This is a genomic window from Halopelagius longus, from assembly GCF_900100875.1.
Lineage (GTDB): Archaea > Halobacteriota > Halobacteria > Halobacteriales > Haloferacaceae > Halopelagius > Halopelagius longus.
This window is the reverse complement of sequence record NZ_FNKQ01000001.1, coordinates 378,300-397,380: the sequence shown is the minus strand read 5'-3', so window position 1 is coordinate 397,380 and position 19,081 is coordinate 378,300. Positions and strand designations below refer to the sequence as shown.

The window sequence follows — 19,081 nt, the reverse complement described above, 5'->3', positions numbered from 1 at the left end:
CGGGGTGCGGTCCGCGCGGACCGCGCCCGGTCCGTTCCGAACCGTTCGGCCGACGTTCACCACTCATACTCGATCATGGCGAAATCAGACGAGCCGACGACCGAGACGACGGAATCGATACACCGCGAGTACATCCTCGACGTGCGAATCGTCGCGTACGACGCCCCGGAGGGTCGGCGCTACCGGTTCGAAGCGCCGGAGCACCGGGGCGTCGAGTTCGAGGACCCGGAGATGGCGGAACTGTACGCCGACGTGTACTTCGACGTCAACGGCTTCGAGGAGGCCGGAACCGGAGAACGCGGCGTCCCGCCGGAGGTGATTCAGGCCGGACGCGACACGCTGGCGGCGTACTTCCTCACGCAACCGGGCACCGACGTGAACTGGGTGGCGTCGTTCTACGGCGTCAAACCGGTGAAAGTCGAGAAGTACGTCTCGTGGGTTCGCGAACGGGCGACGGAGATACGCGAGGGCGCCGCGGAGATGGGCGAGACGTAGTCGCCCGCCGCCTCGCGCCCCCGGCGTCGGCGCGTCGCGCCGACACGCTATTCCCCGTCGTGACGTAAGGACACTCACATGGGTGGTCGAGCGTCCCTCTCAGACGAGACGGACTTCCGCGAGACGGTCCGGTTCTACCTCCTCGACCACCGGACGAGACTCGGGAAGGCGATAGATATCGCCCTGCTCTTCGGGAATCTCGTCTTCGTCGGCATCTTCGTCGCCGAGACGTATCCGCTGTCGGCGGCGACTCGGGCCGCACTCTGGCGCGCGGAGGTGGGTATCGCGGTGCTGTTTCTCGCGGAGTACCTGCTTCGGTTGTACGGCGCGCGCGACACCGTCGCCGAGTTCCTGAGTCCGTACACGATGGTCGACCTCCTCGCCATCCTACCGACGTTCGCGGTGTTGCTGTTGCCGACGCCCCTCGCGGCGAACATCGGATTCCTCCGGGTGCTCCGAGTCGTCAGAATCCTGCGGTTCTTCCGGTTCACGCAGGACGAGGAGTTCTTCTTCGGCACCGTCTCCGCGGAGACGCTTCGGGTGACGAAGTTGCTGTTGACGGTGCTGTCCATCTTCTTCGTCACCGCGGGCCTCTTCTACAGCATCGAACACCGGGTGAACCCCGGCGTCTCGAACTTCGGGGACGCCTTCTACTTCGCCGTCGTCGGCCTCACCACCGTCGGATTCGGCGACATCGTGCCGGTGACGGCGGCGGGGCGAGTGGTGACCGTCGCCGCGATTCTGGCGGCCATCGTCCTCGTCCCGTGGCAGGCGGGGAAGATAGTCCGCGAGTGGTCGAACAAGGGGAAGGTGAACGTCACCTGTCCGAACTGCGGCCTCTCGCACCACGACCCGGACGCCTCCCACTGCAAGGCCTGCGGCCACGTCATCTATCAGGAGTACGATTCGCGGCGGTAGGGAGTTACAGCGGTTTCTCCGGCGCGCCCGCCGCGAGCATCGCCTCGAACATCTCCCGGAACAGGTCCTCGTCCACCGACTCGACGACGCGAGCGTTCGGTTCGCCGTCGGTGACGCCCAACTCGTCTACCAGACTGTACCCGCGGGTCATCCCCTCGCGTTCGTCCACGTCCACGAAGTACCGCGAGGACTCGGTGACGAGTTCGTCGTCGGCGACGAGACACGCCGCGGTCAGCGAGTCCGGTTGGGTCGCCGCGTCCTCGCCGTGGCGTTCCCGACTGAACTCCCGTACCCGTTTCGTCGCCGTCCGGTAGAGTTCGGAGTACTCGGTGCCTATCTCACCCAGTCGGTCGAGGAACGCCGTCTCGAACGTCGCGGCCCTGACGGTGAGTCCCCAATCGACGAGGTTCACGTCGAGTTCGTCGACGACCATCTTCGCGGCGTCGGGGTCGGCCCAGAAGTTGTACTCCGCCGACGGGGTGTCGTTGCCGAGGGTGTTGACCGCCCCGCCCATCACCCACACCTCGTCCAACAGGTCGGCCAGTTCGGGTTCCCGCCGGAGGGCGAGGGCGACGTTCGTCAACGGCGCGATACAACAGAGCGTAATCTCGCCGGGCGATTCCCGGGCCGCCTCCACGATGGCGTCGGGGGCGAACCCCTCGGCGGAGGGGATGCCCGTATCGGGGAAGAAGTCGCCGCCGAATCCGCCCTCGCCGTGGATGTGCGGGACGTGTTCGTGCTCTTTCACCAACGGCCGGCGCGCCCCCTCGTAGACGGGCACCTCGTCGGCGAGTCCCGCCACGTCGAGGGTGTGCTTCGCGTTCTCGACCTGATAGTCGAACTCGACGTTCCCCGCGGCGATGGTGACCGCCTCCAAATCGACGGAGTCCGCCGCCGCCAACAGTAGTATCGCCAGCGTGTCGTCACCCGCAGTGTCGGTATCGACGATAACTCGACGAGACATAACCTCCTCCTTCGAAGCGGACGTTCTTAATCACCGCGATTTGTAAGTAATCCGACCGAATCGAGAGCGGAGCACGACCGTCGGAAGCGAACCCCGTCCGGAATTCACGCGGCGATCGATCGCCCGTATTCCGTCCGCAGGAGTGTCAGTTCGCCGTAATACGATTATCAGTCGCGATACCGGAGGGAAACAGATATGGCCGGGAACGACCCGGACCAAAGCGGATGAACGGCAGGTCGCTCCGGGAGATGCTCGACCGACGCCCCGACACGGAGGCGGGTCGAGTCGTCCGTCGAATCTGGCTCGCTCGGGGGTACGAGGCGGCCGTTCGGTTCAGCGGCCCCGACCTGTACGTGGAGGCGAGGGGCCGGACCGACGAGGGCGCGACGCGGCGCATTCGCGCGTGGGTGTCGTCCGAGGGGACCATCGACCGACGGCGGATGCGGGCGTTCGTGAACGCCTGCGAACGCGACGACGCCGAACCGCACGTCGTCACGCTCGGAACCGCGCAGATAGCGGACGACGCACACCTCCCGGGCGTCTGGGAGTTCGACGCCTCCCGACTCGCCGTCGAAGTCCGGGACGCGGGCGTCGAAGCGGCGGTTCGCGCACTCGAAGCGGAAGCGGAGTCGACGGCCGAGGAGGACGCGAGCGAAAACTGGTTCGGCGAACCCGTCGAAGACGACGGAGACAGCGAAGACGACGACGAAACCGACGAGGAGGAGTTGACGAGACGCGACGCGGCCCGCATCACCGGCAAGTACGTCGTCGGCGGACTGGTGACCTACCTGTTCGTGGAGAGCCTGTCGGACGCGGTTCGCGCGTCGCCCGAACTCCGGCGGACGGTCCGCGAGGCGACGACCCCGTTGTGGAGTCACGTCCCCGCGATGCCCTCCGGCGAGGGAGCGTCCGACGGCGGTGGCGGCGTCGGCACCGGCACGGGGACGCCCGACTACGGCAATCCGACCAGCGGAGAGCGAGTCGAGAACGCGACGGCGATACCGTACGACGAACTCGCCGCCGACGCGGCGGCGAACGCGGGCCGGAACGTCCGGTACGAGGGCGTCGTCCGGAGCACCGTCGAAGGCGTGACGGAACGAGGCGTCCGTCTGGCGGTGACGCCGGGACCGAACGGGTCGTGGTCGGACGAAATCGCCTGTCGGTGGCCCTCGGGTCGGTTGTACGAGGACGCCGTCCGGTTCCGACTGCTCGAAGGGGAGCGAATCCGCGTGTGGGGCGTCGTCCGCGGTGCGACGGAGGCGACGCGGACGGAGCGGTCGATTCCGCTGGTGGAAGTCGTCGGCATCGCGTCGGTAGAATCGTGATCCGGTGACCGGGTTTCCCTCGCTCACGGCGGAAGTCTCCTGCGAGCGCGTACCACGGAAGCCCTATCAACGGCGGGATGCTGAAAGGTGTATGGAATACGCTGATTCTCTCGACCGGGCTCTCGACGTTCTTCCGGACCGCTCGCAGGAACAATCTCGACTCACCATCCCCGACCCCGAGGGCGAAACCGACGGCGCATTCACCCGCCTGACCAACCTCGGCTCCATCGCCGACGCACTCTCCCGGAAACCCGAACACGTCCACAGCTTCATCCAGCGAACGCTCGGGACGAACGGGCAACTCGACGACAACCGCGCGCGGTACAGCGGGTCGTTCTCGGTGTCGGACTTCGACGAGGCCCTCGACGGCTACGTCGCCGAGTACGTCACCTGCTCGGAGTGCGGACTCCCCGACACCCGCCTCGTGACCGAGAACGGCGTCGACATGCTCCGCTGTGAGGCGTGCGGTGCGTTCCGCCCCGTCGAAAAGCGCTCCTCGCAGTCGAAACAGCAGTCCCAAGAGGCCGTCGAGGAGGGTCGCACCTACGAAGTGAAGATAACCGGAACCGGCCGCAAGGGCGACGGCGTCGCCGAACGCGGCAAGTACACGATATTCGTCCCCGGCGCGCAGGAGGACCAAGTCGTCCGCGTCCTCATCGAGAACGTGAGCGGAACGCTCGCGTTCGCCCGACTCGTCTGACGCTCTCGACTACTCTCTGACGTTCGCCGTCTCCCGACTTCGACGCGTTCGGCGACTCTTCGAGAGCGCGGTTTCACCGCGGCTAAGCAACCGGTAACGAATTTTATCATCGATCCGATTCGAGCCGTAGATATGGCCCTCCGTCAGTTCCTCGCGTGGACGACCCTCCTGCTGGCGTCCGTCCCCGCTACGGTAGCCGCACAGTCCGTCCCAGAAACGGTGCCGGACAGCACCGCCGCGCTTCTCGTGCTCGGAGTGCTCGTGTACGCGATTTACGTCGCCATCTCCGTCGTGGTCGGCGGTGTCGTGTTAGTCGTCTCGAACGTCCGTTCCTCCGGGTCGTACGTCCGGGACATCGAGAAGCGCATCTACGCCCGGCCCCTCCGGTCCGGAGCACTCGGAATCGGCGTCATCGTGGGCGGAGTCGTCGGAACCCTCCTCCTCTCGATAGGTGCCACCTCGCTCGTGGCGTTCGGCGCACCGGAACCGCTCGGTCTGGTCTCCGTGGTTCCCCTCCTCGGCGGAACGCTGTTTCTCTCCGTCGCGTCCGCGGTCGGAACGATCGTACTCGGGTCCTATCTGCTCCGGAAGGTGCGCGGCGGGGAGCCGAACCACTGGCTCGCGCTCGTGGTCGGTTCGCTCGTCGTCAACGTCCCGGTGCTCAATATCGTGCTCGCGATTCCCGTCGTCTTCCTCGGTGCCGGGGCGATAGTCGGGCGGCGGTGGAGCAACCGACGGGACGGACCCTCCGAACCGGGCCCGGGGAGTCCGGTCGAAGGCTGAGTCCCGTCGCCGCCCGGCCCGGAGCGACCGACGCGGAGGAGCGACTCACTCGTACGTCTGCCACGACGCGGACCCCACGTCGATTCGGACGAGGACGTTCTCCTCCCACGCGTCGTCTTCGACGCCGTACTTCTCGTTTATCCGCCGCGTCGCCGCCCGCGTCTCCGCCTCGTCCTCGACGACGGTGGCGGTGCCGAGGAGCGTCACCATCCACTGCGCGTGTCCGCCCTCGTCTTTCTGCACCGACAGCGCCACCTTCGGGTTCTCGCGGACGTTCCGCAGTTTCGTCCCGGTGGTGACGAGTTCCACGACGCCGTCCTCGTACCGGTACCACAACGGCGCGACGTGCGGGCGGCCGTCGCGGCAGGTGGCGAGGTGGGCCATGAGCGGTTCGCTCGTCAGCAGTTCCTCGGCTTTCGCGTCGACGCCGCGGGACATGCGAGAGTCGTGACGCGCCGACGGCAAAACGGTTCGGAGGGCTCCGAATCGACCGGCGGCCGTTCGTCCTCGGCGTCCGGATAGAACGACTCGGCGCGCACCGTCACCGGAACCCGTTCGAAAACGGTACGGTCGCCCGATACCGCCCGAACGCTTCTGTCGGTCGGGCGCGTACCTCTCACCCCGCGGGAACTGTCCGCGAGTTCACACTATGTCATCGGAAACCGACGATTCGACGGAGGGCGCACAGCGGTTGTTAGTCCACTTGGCGAACGGTCCGACCGTCGCCTGCGGGAACTTCAAGGCCATCGAGGAGGGCGTCCTCCTGTTCGAGGACGCGGAACGGGAGCGAGTCATCGGGTTCGTCCCGTACGGCGAACTCCGGTTCGTCCTCCCGTCGGACGCCGACGTTCGCCCCGCCGCGACGAACGCCGCGGCGGGCGACGAGAGCGAACCCGGAGGCGGAGACGAACCGGAGATTGAGGTCGAGACGGAGGTGGAAGTCGAGGCCGGCGACGGGGTGGAAGTGGACGTCGAGGCGGAGACGGAACTCGAACGGGAGGGCGACGACGAACTCGAAGTAGAGTCGGAAGTCGAAGTGGAAGCCCGACGGACGGGCGAGGGCGAAGCGGAGACGGAAGAGGCCGAGAGCGAAAGCGACGCCGAGGCGGAACGAGACGACGGACCGGCGACGGCGCAGTTCGACTCCGGGGCCGACGAAGGGACCGACGACGTCGAGGTGCGGGGCGCGGAGGAGGCCGCCGAGGCCGAAGCGCACGAACCCGACCCCGCGACCGAGTCCGGAGAGACGGGCCGCGAGGAACCCGAGGCGACGTCGGAGGCGGCGTCCCCCTCGCAGGCGACGGTCGAGAGCGAATCGGACGCCTCCGAAAGCGCCGGCGACCCGACGGAGGTAGGCGGCATCGGCGAGGCGTACGGCGCGGACCTCAGGGACGCCGGCATCGACTCCCTCGCCGCCCTCGCGGACGCGAGCGCCGAGGACGTGGCGGACGCCGCCGACGTGAGTCCCGAACGGGCCGAACAGTGGATAGCCGACGCCGCCGAGGCGACGAACGAGAACGCCGCCGACGGGGAGTCCGACGGGACCGGCGCGGAGGCGTAAGCGTCAGTCGTCGGCGATTCGGTTCGCCGCGACGAACTCCCCGGTCGCCTCGCGCCACGCGGCGACGAGTTCGTCCTCGAACGGTTCCGTCTCCAGCGAATCGACGGCGTCCCGTTCGTCCAACCACTCGACGGTCCGGCGGACGCCAGTCTCGAAGTCCACGGTGTACTCGAACCCCAAATCGCGTTTCGCCTTCTCGTTTTCGAACACCGTACTGTACTGAAAGTGGTCCCGGAGCATCCGCGTCCTCTCGGGGGCGACGGCGGTGAGAACGTCCGTCGGGACGTGAACCAACTCCGGTTCGGGCGCGTCGAGGGCCGACGCCACCCGGCAGTGGTACTGGTTCCACGTCATCGTCTCCTCGCTCGTGACGTTGTACGCCTCGCCGTAGGCGTCCTCGTTGCCGACTGCACCGACGAACGCCGCGGCCACGTCGTCGCGGTGGCACGGCCCCCACAGCGAGGTGCCGTCGCCGTGGACGACGATTGGCGCGCCCTCCCGAATCCTGTCGACGTAGTACGACCCGGTGCCGAACGTGTGGACGAGCGTTCCGCCCTCGCCGTAGGTGTTCCACGGGCGGAGGACGGTCACGTCGAACGCCTCGCCGTCGACTTCGAAGAACACGTCTTCGGCGGCCGCTTTGCCGGCGGCGTAGTCGCTGACGGGCGGATGGCGGGGCGCGTCCTCGGTCACCGGGTTCCGCGGCGGCGGGCGGTGGTAGACGTCGATGGTGCTGCAGAAGACGTACTGGTCGATTCGGCCGCGGAAGGCGCGGACGGCGCTCTCGGCCTCCGCCTCGGTGAAACACACCATGTCGATGACGCAGTCCGGCGCGGGGTCGAGTTCTCGCATCCGCACCTCGAAGCGGTCGAAGTCGGTCCGGTCGCCCCGGAGCGTCGAGACGGCGTCGGGAATCGCGGCGTCGGTTTCGCCGCGATTGTAGACGGTGACCTCGTGGCCCGCATCGACCAGTTGTCGGGTGATACCGGTGCTGATGAGACCGGTCCCGCCGACGACGAGAACGTGCATGGCTTCGAGGCGTCCGCCGGGCGTAAAAACCTCGGCGTCCGGCGTCGCGTCCCCCGACCCGACCGTCACGCGAGCGTCACGTCGAGGTAGAGCATCACGGCGACGCCGAGCATCATCCCCGCGGTGGCGACGTGTTCGTGCCCGCGCGCGTGGGTCTCCGGGACTATCTCGTGGCTGATGACGAACAGCATCCCGCCGGCGGCGAAGCCCATCGCGTAGGGAACTATCGGCGCGACGAACGCCGCGGCGACGGCCCCGGCGACGGCCAGCGGAATCTCGACGAGGCCGGCGCGCACGCCCGCAACGGCGGCGTAGAAGTACGATCCGAGGCCGGCGCTCCGGGCGGCCAGAGAGACGGCGAGTCCCTCGGGGACGTTCTGCGCGCCGATGGCGAGCATCAGGGCGACGGCGTTGCCGATGTCGCCCGACCCGAACCCGACGCCGACGGCGAGTCCCTCGGGCATGTTGTGGAGGGTGATGGCGACGATGAAGAGGACGACGGACTCCATCCGACCGTCGGAGGGGTCGACCCGACGGCCGGTGACGACCTGTTGGACGTTCGGCACCCACTCGTCGGCCCTGTCGAGGAGGACGACGCCGAGTGCGAACCCGACGAACACCGGGAACGGCCCGCCGAGTTCGATGCCCGGAAGCAGGAGGCTCGTGAAACTCGCAGAGAGCATGACGCCCGCGGCGAACCCGAGCGCGGCGTCCAACGTCCGTTCGCTGGGGTTCGGGTAGACGACGATGGCGAGTGCGCCCGCGGTGTTACAGAGGGCGATGAAGACGCCCGCCGCCAGTCCGAGCAGCAAGGGGTCCGTTCCGACGAGAGAGACGAAAAACTCCGCGGCGTTCATTCTCCCCGAAGCATCGGACGGGCGCTACCTGTACCTTCCGCCGCGTCGGGGCCCGTTTCCGGCGGCGGTTCTCTCCGAGCGAGAACGGAAGCGAGGATATAGGCGTGCCGGGTGCAAACGCCCGAGAGAGGTATGTTCCAGCGAATCCTGTTGCCCACGGACGGCACCGACTCGATGCAGACGGTCGTCGAAATCGCCGCCGACGTCGCGGAGCGCCGAGACGCGGAGGTACACGTGCTCTACGTCGTCGACGACCGGGCCTTCCTGACGCTCCAAGAGGAGATGCAGGAGGACGTTCTCGCCGAACTCGAAGGCGAGGCCGAAACCGCGACCGACCGTGCGGCAACCGGCCTCTCGGAGGCGGGCGTCGCCGTGACCGAGGCCGTCAGAAAGGGCGACCCCGCCGACGAGATTCTCGCGTACGCCGACGAGATAGACGCCGACCTGATTACGATGGGGACGCGCCGCGGCGACTACACGAAGAACCTCATCGGGAGCGTCTCCCAGAAAGTCGTCGCCGGGTCGAGCGTCCCCGTCCTGACGGCGAACCTCAACGGCGACGAGGAGTGACCGGGTAGCGGCGTCGGTCGGTCTCGGCGTCGCCGTCGCCGCGGGCCGCCTCAGTTCTCGTCGCTCTCGAAGTCGATGGCGACGGAGTTGATGCAGTAGCGCTTGCCCGTCGGGTCGGGGCCGTCGTCGAAGACGTGGCCGAGGTGGCCGCCGCAGTTCTTACACAGCACTTCGATGCGGCGCATCCCGTGGCGGGTGTCCGTCTCCGTCTCGACGTTGTCGTCGTTCGCGGCGAAGAACGCCGGCCACCCACAGCCGGAGTCGTACTTCGTCTCGGAGTCGAACAGTTCCGCACCGCACCCCGCACAGAGGTAGCGGCCCTCCTCGTCGCGGTTCAGATGCTCGCCGCTGAATCGCGGTTCGGTACCTCGCTCTCGCAGAATCTCGTACTCCTCGTCGGTCAATCGCTCGCGCCACTCGTCTTCGGAGTCCGGCACGTCCTCCGTCGCTCGTTCGCTCATACCTTCGGTACGCGCCGCGGACGGAAAACGGCTTTCCGCGCTACTCGTCGCGTCGAAGCAACGACGGGAGGCGCAGCATCTCCAGTTCGTCCACGCCGAGTTCGAGCATCGACGCCCGAGAAACCGCCTTCGGCAGGCCCACGGGCGTCCGGTCCACGTCGAGCGTCGGCGGCGCCTTCGGCGACCCGTCCTCGTCGATGAGGGCCTCCCAGAGGTCGGCGTCGGCGTCGAAGTCGGCGCGGACGTCTTGGACCTGCCTGCGGCCCTCGTTGTAGGCGAGGTCGAGGACGCTCCGCTGGTACGCCGTGCTGGTGAGGCGTCGGATGCGCGTCCGTTCCTCGGGGAACTCGTGGCCGAGTTCGCTGGCGATACCGAGGGCGTACATCCGCCGAAGCGCGTCCTCGGCTTCGAGCGTCTGCCAGTCGGTATCGAATACCTTGTCGTACATGGCCTACAGGTCCACGCGCTTTGCCGGGTCTACCACCAATCCGTCGTCGGAGAACTCGAGCGACCGGATGTCGCAGTCGATGTCCGTCCCGCGCATCTTCACCACCTGTATCCCGCGCGTCATCCCCGTCGCTTCGAGGTAGTTGTGGAAGAAGATGACGCCGTGTGCGAGATAGTGCTCGTCGGAGTACGAACTCGGGTCGGTCATCTCGGAGATGAGGAGCGTCGTCGCTTCGCCCTGCTTCAACGCGGTGAGAAAGCGCGTCATCTCCTCGTCGCCGCCCGCGAAGAACAGGCGGAGCAGCATCGTCGAGTCGACGACGAGGCGGTCCACCTGCCGCGAGTTGACGAACGCGACGATCTTGTCCGTGAGACTCTGCACGCTGGATGGGTTGTTCCCCTGCGAGAACTGGTTCAGCAGGTGCTTGCCCTTCTGGCTCACGAGGTTGATGAATCGGAACTGCTCGGACGACGTGAGGGTCTCGAAGCCGAAGTCGTACCCCGACATGTCGTTTACGAGTTCCTCTTTCGTCTCGTGCATCGTGATGTACATGCAGTTCTCGCCGTTACGAAGTCCCTCCGCGATGAACTGCGCCGTGAACGTGGTCTTGCCACTTCCCGGCGGACCTGACAATACGTAGAGTCGTTGGGGGAGGAACCCACCTTCGATGAGATGGTCGAACCCGCTAACCCCACTCGGAATCCGCATAGGGGTACTCTCCGAAGACTGGGTTATAACAATTCCGGGGACGAGGAGGCCGAACCGGTCACTCGGGGTACAGTTCCACCTCGCGTTCGACGCCGTCGATTCGCGCCACGTCCTCCTCGTCGAGGGTCAGAGACGTCACCGCATCGAGGTTCGCGCGGAGGTGGTCCGCCGAACTCGACTTCGGGATGACCGCCATCCCTTTCGCCCGCAACCACGCGAGACTGACCGCCTGCGGCGTCGTCTCGTGTTTCTCGGCCACCGCGACGACTTCCTCGACCCGGGTCACCGCCCCGCCCGCCATCGGCGAGTACGCCACCGGGACGGTGCCGTGTTCCCGCGCGTCTTCGAGGAGTTCCGGACGGGCGAAAAGCGGGTGGTACTCCGTCTGGTGGGCCGCTATCGGCGAATCGAGGTGGTCCCGCGCCGTCGCCAACTCCGCGACGCTGAAGTTGCTCACGCCGACGCGGCGAATCAGGCCCTCCTCGCGGAGGCGGTCGAACGCCGCGAACGTCTCTTCGGGGTCGTAGGCGTCGATGGGGCGGTGGACGTACAACAGGTCGAGGGAGTCCACGCCGAGTCGGTCCATACTCTCGCGCGTGCTCGATAGCACGTCGTCGTACCCGAGGTTGTCCGCCCACACCTTCGTGGCGAGAAACACCTCGTCGCGCGGAACGTCGGCCGCCGCTATCGCGTCGCCGACGACGGACTCGTTGTCGTAAATCTGTGCGGTGTCGACGTGGCGGTAGCCCATCTCCAACGCCGCCGTCACCGCCTCCGCCTCCGAGGGCGTGTCGAGACCCATCGTCCCCAGTCCGAGTGCGGGCACGTCCGCCTCTCCGAGCGTCGGAATCGCCGGTTCGTCGTCCATACCTCCTCGGGCGGACCGCAGGGGTTTGAGGTTCGGGGTTCGTCCCGAACCGTAATGCGGGGTGCGCCCCTACGGCCGTCCATGCGACGCCCGAGGAGATCGAGCCACTGCGGGACGACGGGCCGTGATATCGACCGAATCGCGCCGCGAGACGGCGGGTGCGAGACGTGACGCGACGCGTCGGTATCGTCGGTGCGGGGGCGGCGGGCGTCGGGGCCGCGTACGCCCTCGCGACGGCGGACGCCGACGCCGAGGTGACGATACTGGAGAAAAGCGGCGGCGTCGGCGGGCGGGCCGCGACGCGGCGACGGCGCGGGTGCCGCTACGACCACGGCGCGAACTACGTGAAGAACGCCGACGGGCGGACGGGGGCGCTGATTCCCGAACTCGGAGCGGAGGGTCTCGTCGACATCGAGGACCCCGTGTGGACGTTCGACGCCGACGGGGAGGTTTCGGAGGGCGACGAGGCGGAGAACGCCCCCGAGAAGTGGACGTGGACGGAGGGAATCACGCAACTCGGGAAGCGCCTCCTCGACCGAACCGACGCCGAGGTGCGGACGCGAACGCGTGTCGAAACCGTCGCGCGCGAGGGCGAGGGGTGGACGTTCTCGTGCGTCGAGGGCGGGGAGTTCGGCCCGTTCGACGCCATCCTCCTGACGCCGCCCGCGCCGCAGACCGCCGCGCTCCTCGATATGACCCACTGGGACGACGACCGGTTGGACGACGTGCGGCGGGCGGTCGATTCGGTCCCGTACCGGACCATCGAGACCGTCGTCCTCCACTACCCGTTCCGCGAGGAGTTCCCGTGGTACGGCCTCGTGAACGCGGACAAGGACCACGAGATAGGGTGGCTCTCCCGCGAGGAGTGCAAAGCGGGCCACGTCCCGGAGGGCGAGAGCCTGTTCGTCGCGCAGATGAGTCCCGAGTGGTCCGCGGAGCGATACGCCGAACCGGTCGAGGAGGTAGCGCCCGCCGCGGCCGGACTCGTGGCCGAACTCCTCGGCGACGACCGGTACCGCGCCCCCGACTGGACGGACGACCAAGGGTGGCGACTGGCGCTTCCCGACGAGGGCGTAGACGAGGACGCGGTTCGCTCGACGGAGGACGCCGGCCTCTACTTCGCCGGCGACTGGGTGGCCGGCGAGGGGCGCGTCCACCGCGCCCTCTGGAACGGGTACGACGCGGGCGAGCGAATCGCCGACGGCGTCTGAGACGCGCCGCCGCGGTCAGTCGCCCCCTGCCTCGTGAATCGTCTCCCCGCGGTGGAGGCGCGCGGCGATGGTGAACGTCTGCTCCCGTTCGCGCCGCGTCGGGAAGTGAGCGGCGAGGTACCGCGCGACGGCGACGAACAGCGTCCGAATCTCCTCGGGGTCGTCCCGAACGTCTATCTGCGAGAATCCGGCTTCGAGCGCTTGGAACGTGTGGAATCCGGCGTCTTCGCGGAGGAGTCCCCGCCCGAGTCGTTCGCGGAGTCGCGCCGGGTCGCCGCCGCGGTCGAAGAACTGCGCGGCGTGCCGTCCCGCGGCGTCCACCCGCCCCTCGGCGTCGAACGCGGCGAGGAGTCCGTCGAGGTGCGCCTCGGTCCCCTCGTCTGCGTCTCCGTCGGGGCGGTCCGGAATCGGCGCGGGCGGCGTGTTCAGGAAGCGGTCGAGGTAGACGTTCGTCGCCGCGTCGAACACGCCGCGGTAGAGTTCCGTCGCCCCCGTCCGCCGCGCCAACCGGTGGACGGCGTTGGCGTAGGTGAACGTGTGGTGGACGGTGTTCCAATCGGAGAACTCGTTGACGGTGCCGAACCGGGCGACGCGCGTCCCGGCGGCGTAGGCGACTTCGCTCGCGAGTTCCGCCACCGTCGCGCCCTCGGCTATCGCCGTCGTGAGCGCCGAGTACACCGTCTCGGGGTCGTCCGCGAGGAGCGTCTCGGTGAACTCCTCGGGGGCGGTCCACGACTTCGACTCGCCCGCCGCGACGAGTTCGTCCAACTCGTCGAACGTCTCCTCGAGCATCGACGCGAGGTCAACGGGTTGCCGCCACGAGGACTGCTCCTCGGCGCGGGCCGCCGTCGCCAACCCCCGAACCAGCGTCGGGAGGACCGCCTCCGCGTGGTCCCACCCGACCGTATCGAGGGCCTCGAACGCCTTGTTCACGAAGTCCAGCGTGTGCCCGGCGTTCAGGTAGCGGTGGTCGGTGGCCGCCGCGGCCAGCATCTCGGCCACGCGCGCGTCCGAGCAGTCGTTCGCTATCGCCGTCCGGAGGACGCGTTCCGCGCCGTCGGCGTCGCGCACCTCGACGTTCTCGCGGAACCACGACTTCAGCCGGTCGTACGACACGTCGCGCGCGCCGAACGCCTCCTGGTCGAACCGCGGCGGTTCGTCCGCGCAGTCGTTCGCCACCTCCGCGAGCCCCTGATACAGCGCGCGCGTTCGGTCCTCCTCGCCGAGGTGCGGGCGGACGTTCGCCATCGCGGTGAGGACGGTCAGCCCCGGCCCCCACCCCGCCTCTCTGTACCGCGCGCCGAACCGGACGCCCGTCTCGACCACCTCCGCGGACGGGACGCCCGCGTCCGCGAGTCCGAGTACCGATTTGGCGACGACGAGTCGGAGGTTCCGTTCGAGGCCGTCCTCCAGGCGCGCCGCCCACCGCTCTGCGGGCGACTCGTCGCGTTCGGGGTCCGGATTCACGTACACGTCGCCGTCGCGCACCTCGACGGGGTACGTCCGCACGTCGTCCGCCCACGGGTCGAAGGTGTCGCCGCAGGAGAGTTCGAAGCGGGCGTGGTGCCAGTGGCAGGTGAGGACGCCGTCTTCGACGCTGCCGTCGGTCAGCGGAAAGCCCATGTGCGGACACCGGTTGTCCGTCGCGAACACCTCGTCCTCGTGGTAGAAGACGGCCAGCGGCGTCCCTTCTCCGGTGACGAGCGTTCGACCTTCCTCCTTCAGTTCGTCGAGGGCGCACGCGCGTACGAAGTCGCCCCGCGATTCGGAAGCCATGTTACGAGCAACCACAGCACGCACCGTAAGCGTTCGCTGAAGCGAGTATACGTAGTGTCTGTGATACGTCGGGCGTCGGAGGAAGGGGTCGCGGCGGCCACTCGGCGACGGCGTTCGATACAACCTGAGAGGCGTTCTCGGGAGGTAGCAGCGGCGTGCGACGAGATGACACCCGTCTGCCGATAGCTTTTATTGTAGGAGAGCGAACGGTCTCTCGTGTCTGCCCTCACCGTTCGAATCGACCCACACGTTCACTCGGAGGCGTCGTACGACGGCTCGGACCCGGTGGAGTTGATTCTCGAACAAGCGGCAGAAATCGGACTTGACGCCGTCGTCATCACGGACCACGACGTCATCCACGAGTCGATTCGAGCCGCAGAACTCGCCCCGATGTACGGACTCGTCGGCATCCCCGGGGTGGAGGTATCGACGGCCGACGGACACCTCCTCGCCCTCGGCGTCGAATCGATGCCGCCGCGCCGCGAACCCCTCGGCGACACCGTCGAGTGGATTCGCGACCACGGCGGCGTCGCCATCGTCCCGCACCCGTTCCAGCGGAGTCGCCACGGCGTCCGCAAGAGCCAGTTGACCGACGCCGACGCCATCGAGGTGTACAACTCGTGGCTGTTCACGGGGTGGAAGAACCGCCGCGCGCGCCGATTCGCCCGCGAGTACGGCTACCCCGGCGTCGCCGGGAGCGACGCGCACAAGGTCGGATACGTCGGCCGCGCGTACACCGAGATAGACGTGCCCGACGTGACCCGCGCGACGCTGACCGCAAAGGACGTCCTCGACGCCATCTACCACGGGACGACGCGCGTCGAGGGGCGGCGGACGCCGATTCCGACGAGCACCCGCCACTACGGCGGCGCGGCGCTTCGGAAGAGCGGCTACTACGCGAAGTTGGGCGCTATCAAGAGCGGGTCGCTCGCGAAGACGGGCGTCGTGCAGGCCGCGCGAACGCTCGCCCGCGTCGGCCCCTTTTCGCGCTGAACGGGCGCTCGCTCACTCGTCGCGTTCGGCCGACCCGACCAGTTCCTCGTACTGCGCGCCGGTCTGTTTCAACGTCTCCGTCGAGTAGAGGCGTTCGTGGTCGAACGGCAGGTGGTCGTCGGCGAGTTCGTCTATCTTCTCGTCCACCGCCTCGGCCTCGCGGCCGTGAATCATCGTAAAGAGGTTGTAGTCCCAGTCGAGTTCCTCCCGGCGCGGCCGGTGGTAACAGAGCGTCACGTACGGAAGCCGACCGGCGGCCTCGCCGCGGGCGTCGAGTTCGTCGTCCGGCACGTCCCAGACGACCATGCAGTTCGAATCGAAGCCGGTGACGACGTGGTTGACGACGCAGCCGATTCGCTTGATACAGCCGTCGTCGAGGAGGCGGGCTATCGCGGCCACCACGTCGTCCACGTCGGCCTCCACGGCCTCGGCCACGTCGGCGTACGGCGTCGGCGAGAGGGGGAAGCCGTCCTGAATCTCGACCAAGAGGTCCGCCTCCAGCGTCGAGAGGTCGCCGGTCGCCTCCTCGGAGATGCGCGTCGCGGAGACGTCCGTCGCTTCGAGGCTCTCGCGGGCGAAGCGGTCCCGATTCACGACGGGGAACTCCAAGTCGATGTAGTAGTCCGTGAGCATCGGGAGGTTCAGCACCGTACAACCGGTTCGCTCCTCGATTTCGGCGAGAATCTCGTCGCGTCGGTCCCGCGAGGCGGCGGTGACGACGAACCACATGTTCCACTCGTGGTCCCGGCGGTAGTTGTGGTTCACCTGCCGGTAGCCGTTTATCACCTCGGCCACCTCCTCGAACCGAGATTCGGGGGCGCTGACGGCCGCGAGCGTCGAACTCCCGATGACCGGCGGGTTCAACACCGCGCCGAACCGCCGGAACACCTTCTTCTCGCGCAGTCGCCGCACCCGTTCGACCACCTCGGACTCCGAGACGCCGAGTTCCTCGCCCACCGCGCGAAACGGTCGCGGTTCGACCGGGAATCCGCTCTGGTACTCGTCGATGAGGGCGGCATCGACGTCGTCGAGCCCCGCGCGCCAATCGCCCTCCAGTGCGCTCATTGCGTAGACGTAGGAGCGAACGAACGTACGGGTTTCGGATTTGCGACGGCGTTCGCTGACCGTAGGTGCGACGGAGGTGTATCGGTGCTTCGGCAGTGTACCGGTGCTTCGGCGGTGGTACGACCGGCGGAGTTCGCGCCTCGAACGGACTACTTTTGTCGGGGCAGACCAACGTTCAAACATGGCTCAAGCGTCCGAAGCGACCGAATTTGGGGAGTGGCCGCTGAAGCGTCTGATGACCGAAGTGGTCGGCTCCGGCACCAAGTCCGCGGAGGACATGACGCGCGACCAAGCGCAGGATGCGATTCGGCGCATCTTCGCGGGCGAACCCGACCCGACGACCCTCGGGGCCTTCTGGCTGGCGAACCGCTGGAAGCACAACAACGCCGAGGAACTGGCGGCGTACACCGACGTGATGTGCGAGCACGTCGAGTACGCCGAACCCGACGCGGACCCCGTCGACTGCGGCGCGAACTACGACGGCAAGGGGAAGACGGCGATTCTCGGCGCGGCCGCGGGCATCGTCGCCGCCGCCGCGGGGACGCCCGTCGTCGTCCACTCCGGCGACCGGGTGCCGACGCAGAAGCAGGACGCCTACAAGCACGTCCTCGACGAACTCGGCGTCCGGACGGAACTGGAACCGGAGGAGAGCGCCGACATGGTGGACGAGACCGGATTCGGCTTCTACTACCAACCGGCGTTCAACCCCGTCGTCGACGACCTGTGGGACCGCCGCGACCGGATGGGCGTCCGCACGTTCTTCAACACCATCGAGACCATCGCCAACCCCGCCGACGCCGACGTCCACCTCGGGTCGTTCTACCACCTCACGTTCGCCAAGAAGATGGTCGACACCTTCGAGCAGTCCGACCACCACGACCTGCGCCGCGTCCTCATGTTCCAGGGCATGGAGGGGTACGACGACATCCGCCCCGGGTACACGAAGGTGGCCGAGTGGACCGACGGCGAGTTCGACGACTTCGAGATAGAGACGGCCGAGTACGGCATGGACTTCGAGTACGACGACTTGGGCGTCGACGAAGAGGACGTGGCGGGCGACTCCGCCGAAATCACGGAAGCCGTCCTCGCCGGCGAACGCGACGACCGGTTCGCCGACGCCGTCGCCCTCAACGCCGCCCTGCGCATCTACGCCCGAGAGGACGCAGAAAGCATCGACGAGGGCCTGGAGATGGCCCGCGACGCCCTCGAAAGCGGCGACGCCGAGGCGGTTCTCGAAGACCTGCGCGGGTTCTGAGCGACGCCCCCGAACGTTCGGTCTCTCTTTTCGCTCTCGAACCGAGACCTGTCGTCCGTCCGCCAAAGGAGTGAACCCGCTGTGGGCCGAGTTCGTCGGGGATGGAGTACACGAACCTCGGGAACACGGGGCTGGAAGTGTCGCGACTGTGCATGGGGTGTCTGAACTTCGGAACCGAACAGCCGTGGATGCTCCACGACGTAGAGGAGGCACAGGAGGTCATCGACCGGGCGTTGGAACTCGGTATCAACTTCTTCGACACGGCGAACGCCTACTCGGGCGGCGAGAGCGAGGAGATTCTCGGCGAAGCCGTCGCCGAACGCGACAGGGAGGAACTCGTCCTCGCGACGAAAGTGTACTTTCCGATGCGCGAGGGCCCGAACGGGGGCGGCCTCTCCCGGAAGCACGTCCTCGACCAGGCGCACGCCAGTTTAGACCGCCTCGACACCGACTACATCGACCTCTATCAGATCCACCGCTGGGACGAGAACACGCCCATCGCGGAGACGCTCTCGGCGTTGGACCGCCTCGTCGAAGAGGGGGTCGTCCGCTACGTCGGCGCGAGTACGATGCCGGCGTGGAAACTGATGAAAGCGCTGCACGAGGCGGACGTGAACAACTACGAGCGGTTCGTCTCGATGCAGTGCGAGTACAACCTCGTGGACCGCCACGAGGAGGCGAACGTCCTCCCCCTCTGTGCGGACCAGAACCTCGGCGTGATTCCGTGGTCGCCGCTCGCCGGCGGCTTCCTCACCGGGAAGTACGAACGCGGGGAGGACCCCGACGAGGGCCGAGCGGCGACGGACGAGTTCATGGAGAAGCGGTTCACCGACGAGAACTGGGCGGTCCTCGACGTGGTCGAGGAACTCGCCGAGGAGAAGGACGCGACGGAAGCGCAGGTGTCGCTCGCGTGGTTACTGCACAAGGAACTGGTGGACGCGCCCATCGTCGGCCCGCGAACCGTCGAACACCTCGAAGACAACGTCGGCGCACTCGACGTGGAACTCACGGACGAGGAGATGGAGCGGTTAGAAGAGCCGATAACGCCCGTCTGGAACCCGGACATCGGCGACGTGTGACGGCCGAGTCGCGGC

General features: G+C 67.5%; 21 protein-coding genes. 11 read left to right on the top strand and 10 right to left on the bottom strand.

The window, feature by feature from the left end; genetic code table 11:
* Window positions 1–75: 75 nt before the first annotated feature.
* Both BLS11_RS02025 and BLS11_RS02020 read left to right on the top strand, forming a co-directional pair.
* On the top strand, window positions 76–495 hold the full coding sequence (locus BLS11_RS02025) for a hypothetical protein (protein ID WP_092532162.1): 420 nt from the start codon (window positions 76–78) through the stop codon (window positions 493–495).
* Between the two features lie 78 nt (window positions 496–573).
* Complete coding sequence (locus tag BLS11_RS02020; RefSeq protein ID WP_092532159.1) at window positions 574–1,413, top strand: ion transporter; 840 nt, start codon at window positions 574–576, stop codon at window positions 1,411–1,413.
* A 4-nt stretch (window positions 1,414–1,417) separates the two neighbouring features.
* Here the strand turns inward: BLS11_RS02020 and BLS11_RS02015 are convergent, their stop codons facing one another.
* Window positions 1,418–2,377 carry a nucleoside hydrolase gene (locus tag BLS11_RS02015; protein ID WP_092532156.1) on the bottom strand — a complete coding sequence of 320 codons (960 nt, stop codon included), beginning with the start codon at window positions 2,375–2,377 and terminating at the stop codon, window positions 1,418–1,420.
* Window positions 2,378–2,601: 224 nt separating this feature from the next.
* Here BLS11_RS02015 and BLS11_RS02010 point away from each other — a divergent pair, with 224 nt between their 5' ends.
* From BLS11_RS02010 to BLS11_RS02000, 3 genes are all read left to right on the top strand, one after another.
* Window positions 2,602–3,702 carry a hypothetical protein gene (locus tag BLS11_RS02010; RefSeq protein ID WP_092532153.1) on the top strand — a complete coding sequence of 367 codons (1,101 nt, stop codon included), beginning with the start codon at window positions 2,602–2,604 and terminating at the stop codon, window positions 3,700–3,702.
* 91 nt (window positions 3,703–3,793) lie between these two features.
* On the top strand, window positions 3,794–4,402 hold the full coding sequence (locus tag BLS11_RS02005) for a translation initiation factor IF-2 subunit beta (protein WP_092532150.1): 609 nt from the start codon (window positions 3,794–3,796) through the stop codon (window positions 4,400–4,402).
* 132 nt (window positions 4,403–4,534) lie between these two features.
* Window positions 4,535–5,185 carry a hypothetical protein gene (locus BLS11_RS02000; protein ID WP_092532147.1) on the top strand — a complete coding sequence of 217 codons (651 nt, stop codon included), beginning with the start codon at window positions 4,535–4,537 and terminating at the stop codon, window positions 5,183–5,185.
* Window positions 5,186–5,230: 45 nt separating this feature from the next.
* Here the strand turns inward: BLS11_RS02000 and BLS11_RS01995 are convergent, their stop codons facing one another.
* Window positions 5,231–5,623 (bottom strand): pyridoxamine 5'-phosphate oxidase family protein, encoded by a 393-nt coding sequence (locus tag BLS11_RS01995; RefSeq protein ID WP_092532144.1) that lies wholly within the window; start codon window positions 5,621–5,623, stop codon window positions 5,231–5,233.
* Window positions 5,624–5,834: 211 nt separating this feature from the next.
* On the opposite strand from BLS11_RS01995, the gene BLS11_RS01990 reads away from it, so the two are divergent.
* The gene (locus tag BLS11_RS01990) at window positions 5,835–6,746 is read left to right on the top strand and encodes a helix-hairpin-helix domain-containing protein (RefSeq protein ID WP_092532141.1); all 912 of its coding nucleotides are present in this window, start codon (window positions 5,835–5,837) and stop codon (window positions 6,744–6,746) included.
* A gap of 3 nt (window positions 6,747–6,749) precedes the next feature.
* Here the strand turns inward: BLS11_RS01990 and BLS11_RS01985 are convergent, their stop codons facing one another.
* Both BLS11_RS01985 and BLS11_RS01980 read right to left on the bottom strand, forming a co-directional pair.
* Window positions 6,750–7,775 carry an NAD-dependent epimerase/dehydratase family protein gene (locus BLS11_RS01985; protein WP_092532138.1) on the bottom strand — a complete coding sequence of 342 codons (1,026 nt, stop codon included), beginning with the start codon at window positions 7,773–7,775 and terminating at the stop codon, window positions 6,750–6,752.
* Window positions 7,776–7,840: 65 nt separating this feature from the next.
* Window positions 7,841–8,632, bottom strand: coding sequence for a ZIP family metal transporter (locus BLS11_RS01980; protein WP_092532135.1), 792 nt, complete (start codon window positions 8,630–8,632; stop codon window positions 7,841–7,843).
* 132 nt (window positions 8,633–8,764) lie between these two features.
* Here BLS11_RS01980 and BLS11_RS01975 point away from each other — a divergent pair, with 132 nt between their 5' ends.
* Complete coding sequence (locus BLS11_RS01975; RefSeq protein ID WP_092532132.1) at window positions 8,765–9,202, top strand: universal stress protein; 438 nt, start codon at window positions 8,765–8,767, stop codon at window positions 9,200–9,202.
* 50 nt (window positions 9,203–9,252) lie between these two features.
* Here BLS11_RS01975 and msrB read toward each other — a convergent pair whose 3' ends face one another.
* From msrB to BLS11_RS01955, 4 genes are read right to left on the bottom strand one after another with little or no spacing between them, the layout of a single operon-like run.
* Entirely contained in the window at window positions 9,253–9,663 is a 411-nt protein-coding gene (msrB, locus tag BLS11_RS01970) for a peptide-methionine (R)-S-oxide reductase MsrB (RefSeq protein WP_092532129.1), read from the bottom strand.
* A 40-nt stretch (window positions 9,664–9,703) separates the two neighbouring features.
* Entirely contained in the window at window positions 9,704–10,111 is a 408-nt protein-coding gene (locus tag BLS11_RS01965; protein ID WP_092532126.1) for a DUF8057 family protein, read from the bottom strand.
* A gap of 3 nt (window positions 10,112–10,114) precedes the next feature.
* Window positions 10,115–10,819: an RAD55 family ATPase gene (locus BLS11_RS01960; RefSeq protein ID WP_092532123.1), complete on the bottom strand. Its 705-nt coding sequence runs from the start codon at window positions 10,817–10,819 to the stop codon at window positions 10,115–10,117.
* Window positions 10,820–10,877: 58 nt separating this feature from the next.
* Window positions 10,878–11,687, bottom strand: a complete 810-nt coding sequence (locus tag BLS11_RS01955; protein WP_092532120.1) for an aldo/keto reductase — start codon at window positions 11,685–11,687, stop codon at window positions 10,878–10,880.
* 167 nt (window positions 11,688–11,854) lie between these two features.
* On the opposite strand from BLS11_RS01955, the gene BLS11_RS01950 reads away from it, so the two are divergent.
* Window positions 11,855–12,898: an NAD(P)/FAD-dependent oxidoreductase gene (locus BLS11_RS01950; RefSeq protein ID WP_092534429.1), complete on the top strand. Its 1,044-nt coding sequence runs from the start codon at window positions 11,855–11,857 to the stop codon at window positions 12,896–12,898.
* Between the two features lie 15 nt (window positions 12,899–12,913).
* On the opposite strand, the gene BLS11_RS01945 is transcribed toward BLS11_RS01950, so the two are convergent.
* Window positions 12,914–14,674 (bottom strand): Rieske (2Fe-2S) protein, encoded by a 1,761-nt coding sequence (locus BLS11_RS01945; protein WP_092532117.1) that lies wholly within the window; start codon window positions 14,672–14,674, stop codon window positions 12,914–12,916.
* 216 nt (window positions 14,675–14,890) lie between these two features.
* Here BLS11_RS01945 and BLS11_RS01940 point away from each other — a divergent pair, with 216 nt between their 5' ends.
* Window positions 14,891–15,667, top strand: a complete 777-nt coding sequence (locus BLS11_RS01940) for a CehA/McbA family metallohydrolase (RefSeq protein WP_092532114.1) — start codon at window positions 14,891–14,893, stop codon at window positions 15,665–15,667.
* 12 nt (window positions 15,668–15,679) lie between these two features.
* Here BLS11_RS01940 and ahbB read toward each other — a convergent pair whose 3' ends face one another.
* Entirely contained in the window at window positions 15,680–16,732 is a 1,053-nt protein-coding gene (ahbB, locus tag BLS11_RS01935) for a siroheme decarboxylase subunit beta (RefSeq protein WP_092532111.1), read from the bottom strand.
* A gap of 181 nt (window positions 16,733–16,913) precedes the next feature.
* Between ahbB and BLS11_RS01930 the strand changes: the two genes are divergently transcribed.
* A complete protein-coding gene (locus BLS11_RS01930; RefSeq protein WP_092532108.1) occupies window positions 16,914–17,987 on the top strand; it encodes an anthranilate phosphoribosyltransferase in 1,074 nt (357 codons plus the stop codon).
* Between the two features lie 101 nt (window positions 17,988–18,088).
* Window positions 18,089–19,066, top strand: coding sequence for an aldo/keto reductase (locus BLS11_RS01925; RefSeq protein ID WP_092532105.1), 978 nt, complete (start codon window positions 18,089–18,091; stop codon window positions 19,064–19,066).
* Window positions 19,067–19,081 lie beyond the last annotated feature (15 nt).

Bases quoted from the DNA above. Each gene is read 5' to 3' on its own strand.
- BLS11_RS02000 (WP_092532147.1), top strand. From the start codon at position 4,535: ATGGCCCTCCGTCAGTTCCTCGCGTGGACGACCCTCCTGCTGGCGTCC.
- BLS11_RS01945 (WP_092532117.1), bottom strand. From the start codon at position 14,674: ATGGCTTCCGAATCGCGGGGCGACTTCGTACGCGCGTGCGCCCTCGAC.
- BLS11_RS01980 (WP_092532135.1), bottom strand. From the start codon at position 8,632: ATGAACGCCGCGGAGTTTTTCGTCTCTCTCGTCGGAACGGACCCCTTG.
- BLS11_RS01925 (WP_092532105.1), top strand. From the start codon at position 18,089: ATGGAGTACACGAACCTCGGGAACACGGGGCTGGAAGTGTCGCGACTG.
- BLS11_RS01995 (WP_092532144.1), bottom strand. From the start codon at position 5,623: ATGTCCCGCGGCGTCGACGCGAAAGCCGAGGAACTGCTGACGAGCGAA.
- BLS11_RS01955 (WP_092532120.1), bottom strand. From the start codon at position 11,687: ATGGACGACGAACCGGCGATTCCGACGCTCGGAGAGGCGGACGTGCCC.
- BLS11_RS01985 (WP_092532138.1), bottom strand. From the start codon at position 7,775: ATGCACGTTCTCGTCGTCGGCGGGACCGGTCTCATCAGCACCGGTATC.
- BLS11_RS01965 (WP_092532126.1), bottom strand. From the start codon at position 10,111: ATGTACGACAAGGTATTCGATACCGACTGGCAGACGCTCGAAGCCGAG.
- BLS11_RS02005 (WP_092532150.1), top strand. From the start codon at position 3,794: ATGGAATACGCTGATTCTCTCGACCGGGCTCTCGACGTTCTTCCGGAC.
- BLS11_RS01960 (WP_092532123.1), bottom strand. From the start codon at position 10,819: ATGCGGATTCCGAGTGGGGTTAGCGGGTTCGACCATCTCATCGAAGGT.
- BLS11_RS02015 (WP_092532156.1), bottom strand. From the start codon at position 2,377: ATGTCTCGTCGAGTTATCGTCGATACCGACACTGCGGGTGACGACACG.
- BLS11_RS02020 (WP_092532159.1), top strand. From the start codon at position 574: ATGGGTGGTCGAGCGTCCCTCTCAGACGAGACGGACTTCCGCGAGACG.
- BLS11_RS01930 (WP_092532108.1), top strand. From the start codon at position 16,914: ATGGCTCAAGCGTCCGAAGCGACCGAATTTGGGGAGTGGCCGCTGAAG.
- BLS11_RS02010 (WP_092532153.1), top strand. From the start codon at position 2,602: ATGAACGGCAGGTCGCTCCGGGAGATGCTCGACCGACGCCCCGACACG.
- BLS11_RS01975 (WP_092532132.1), top strand. From the start codon at position 8,765: ATGTTCCAGCGAATCCTGTTGCCCACGGACGGCACCGACTCGATGCAG.
- ahbB (WP_092532111.1), bottom strand. From the start codon at position 16,732: ATGAGCGCACTGGAGGGCGATTGGCGCGCGGGGCTCGACGACGTCGAT.
- BLS11_RS01990 (WP_092532141.1), top strand. From the start codon at position 5,835: ATGTCATCGGAAACCGACGATTCGACGGAGGGCGCACAGCGGTTGTTA.
- BLS11_RS02025 (WP_092532162.1), top strand. From the start codon at position 76: ATGGCGAAATCAGACGAGCCGACGACCGAGACGACGGAATCGATACAC.
- msrB (WP_092532129.1), bottom strand. From the start codon at position 9,663: ATGAGCGAACGAGCGACGGAGGACGTGCCGGACTCCGAAGACGAGTGG.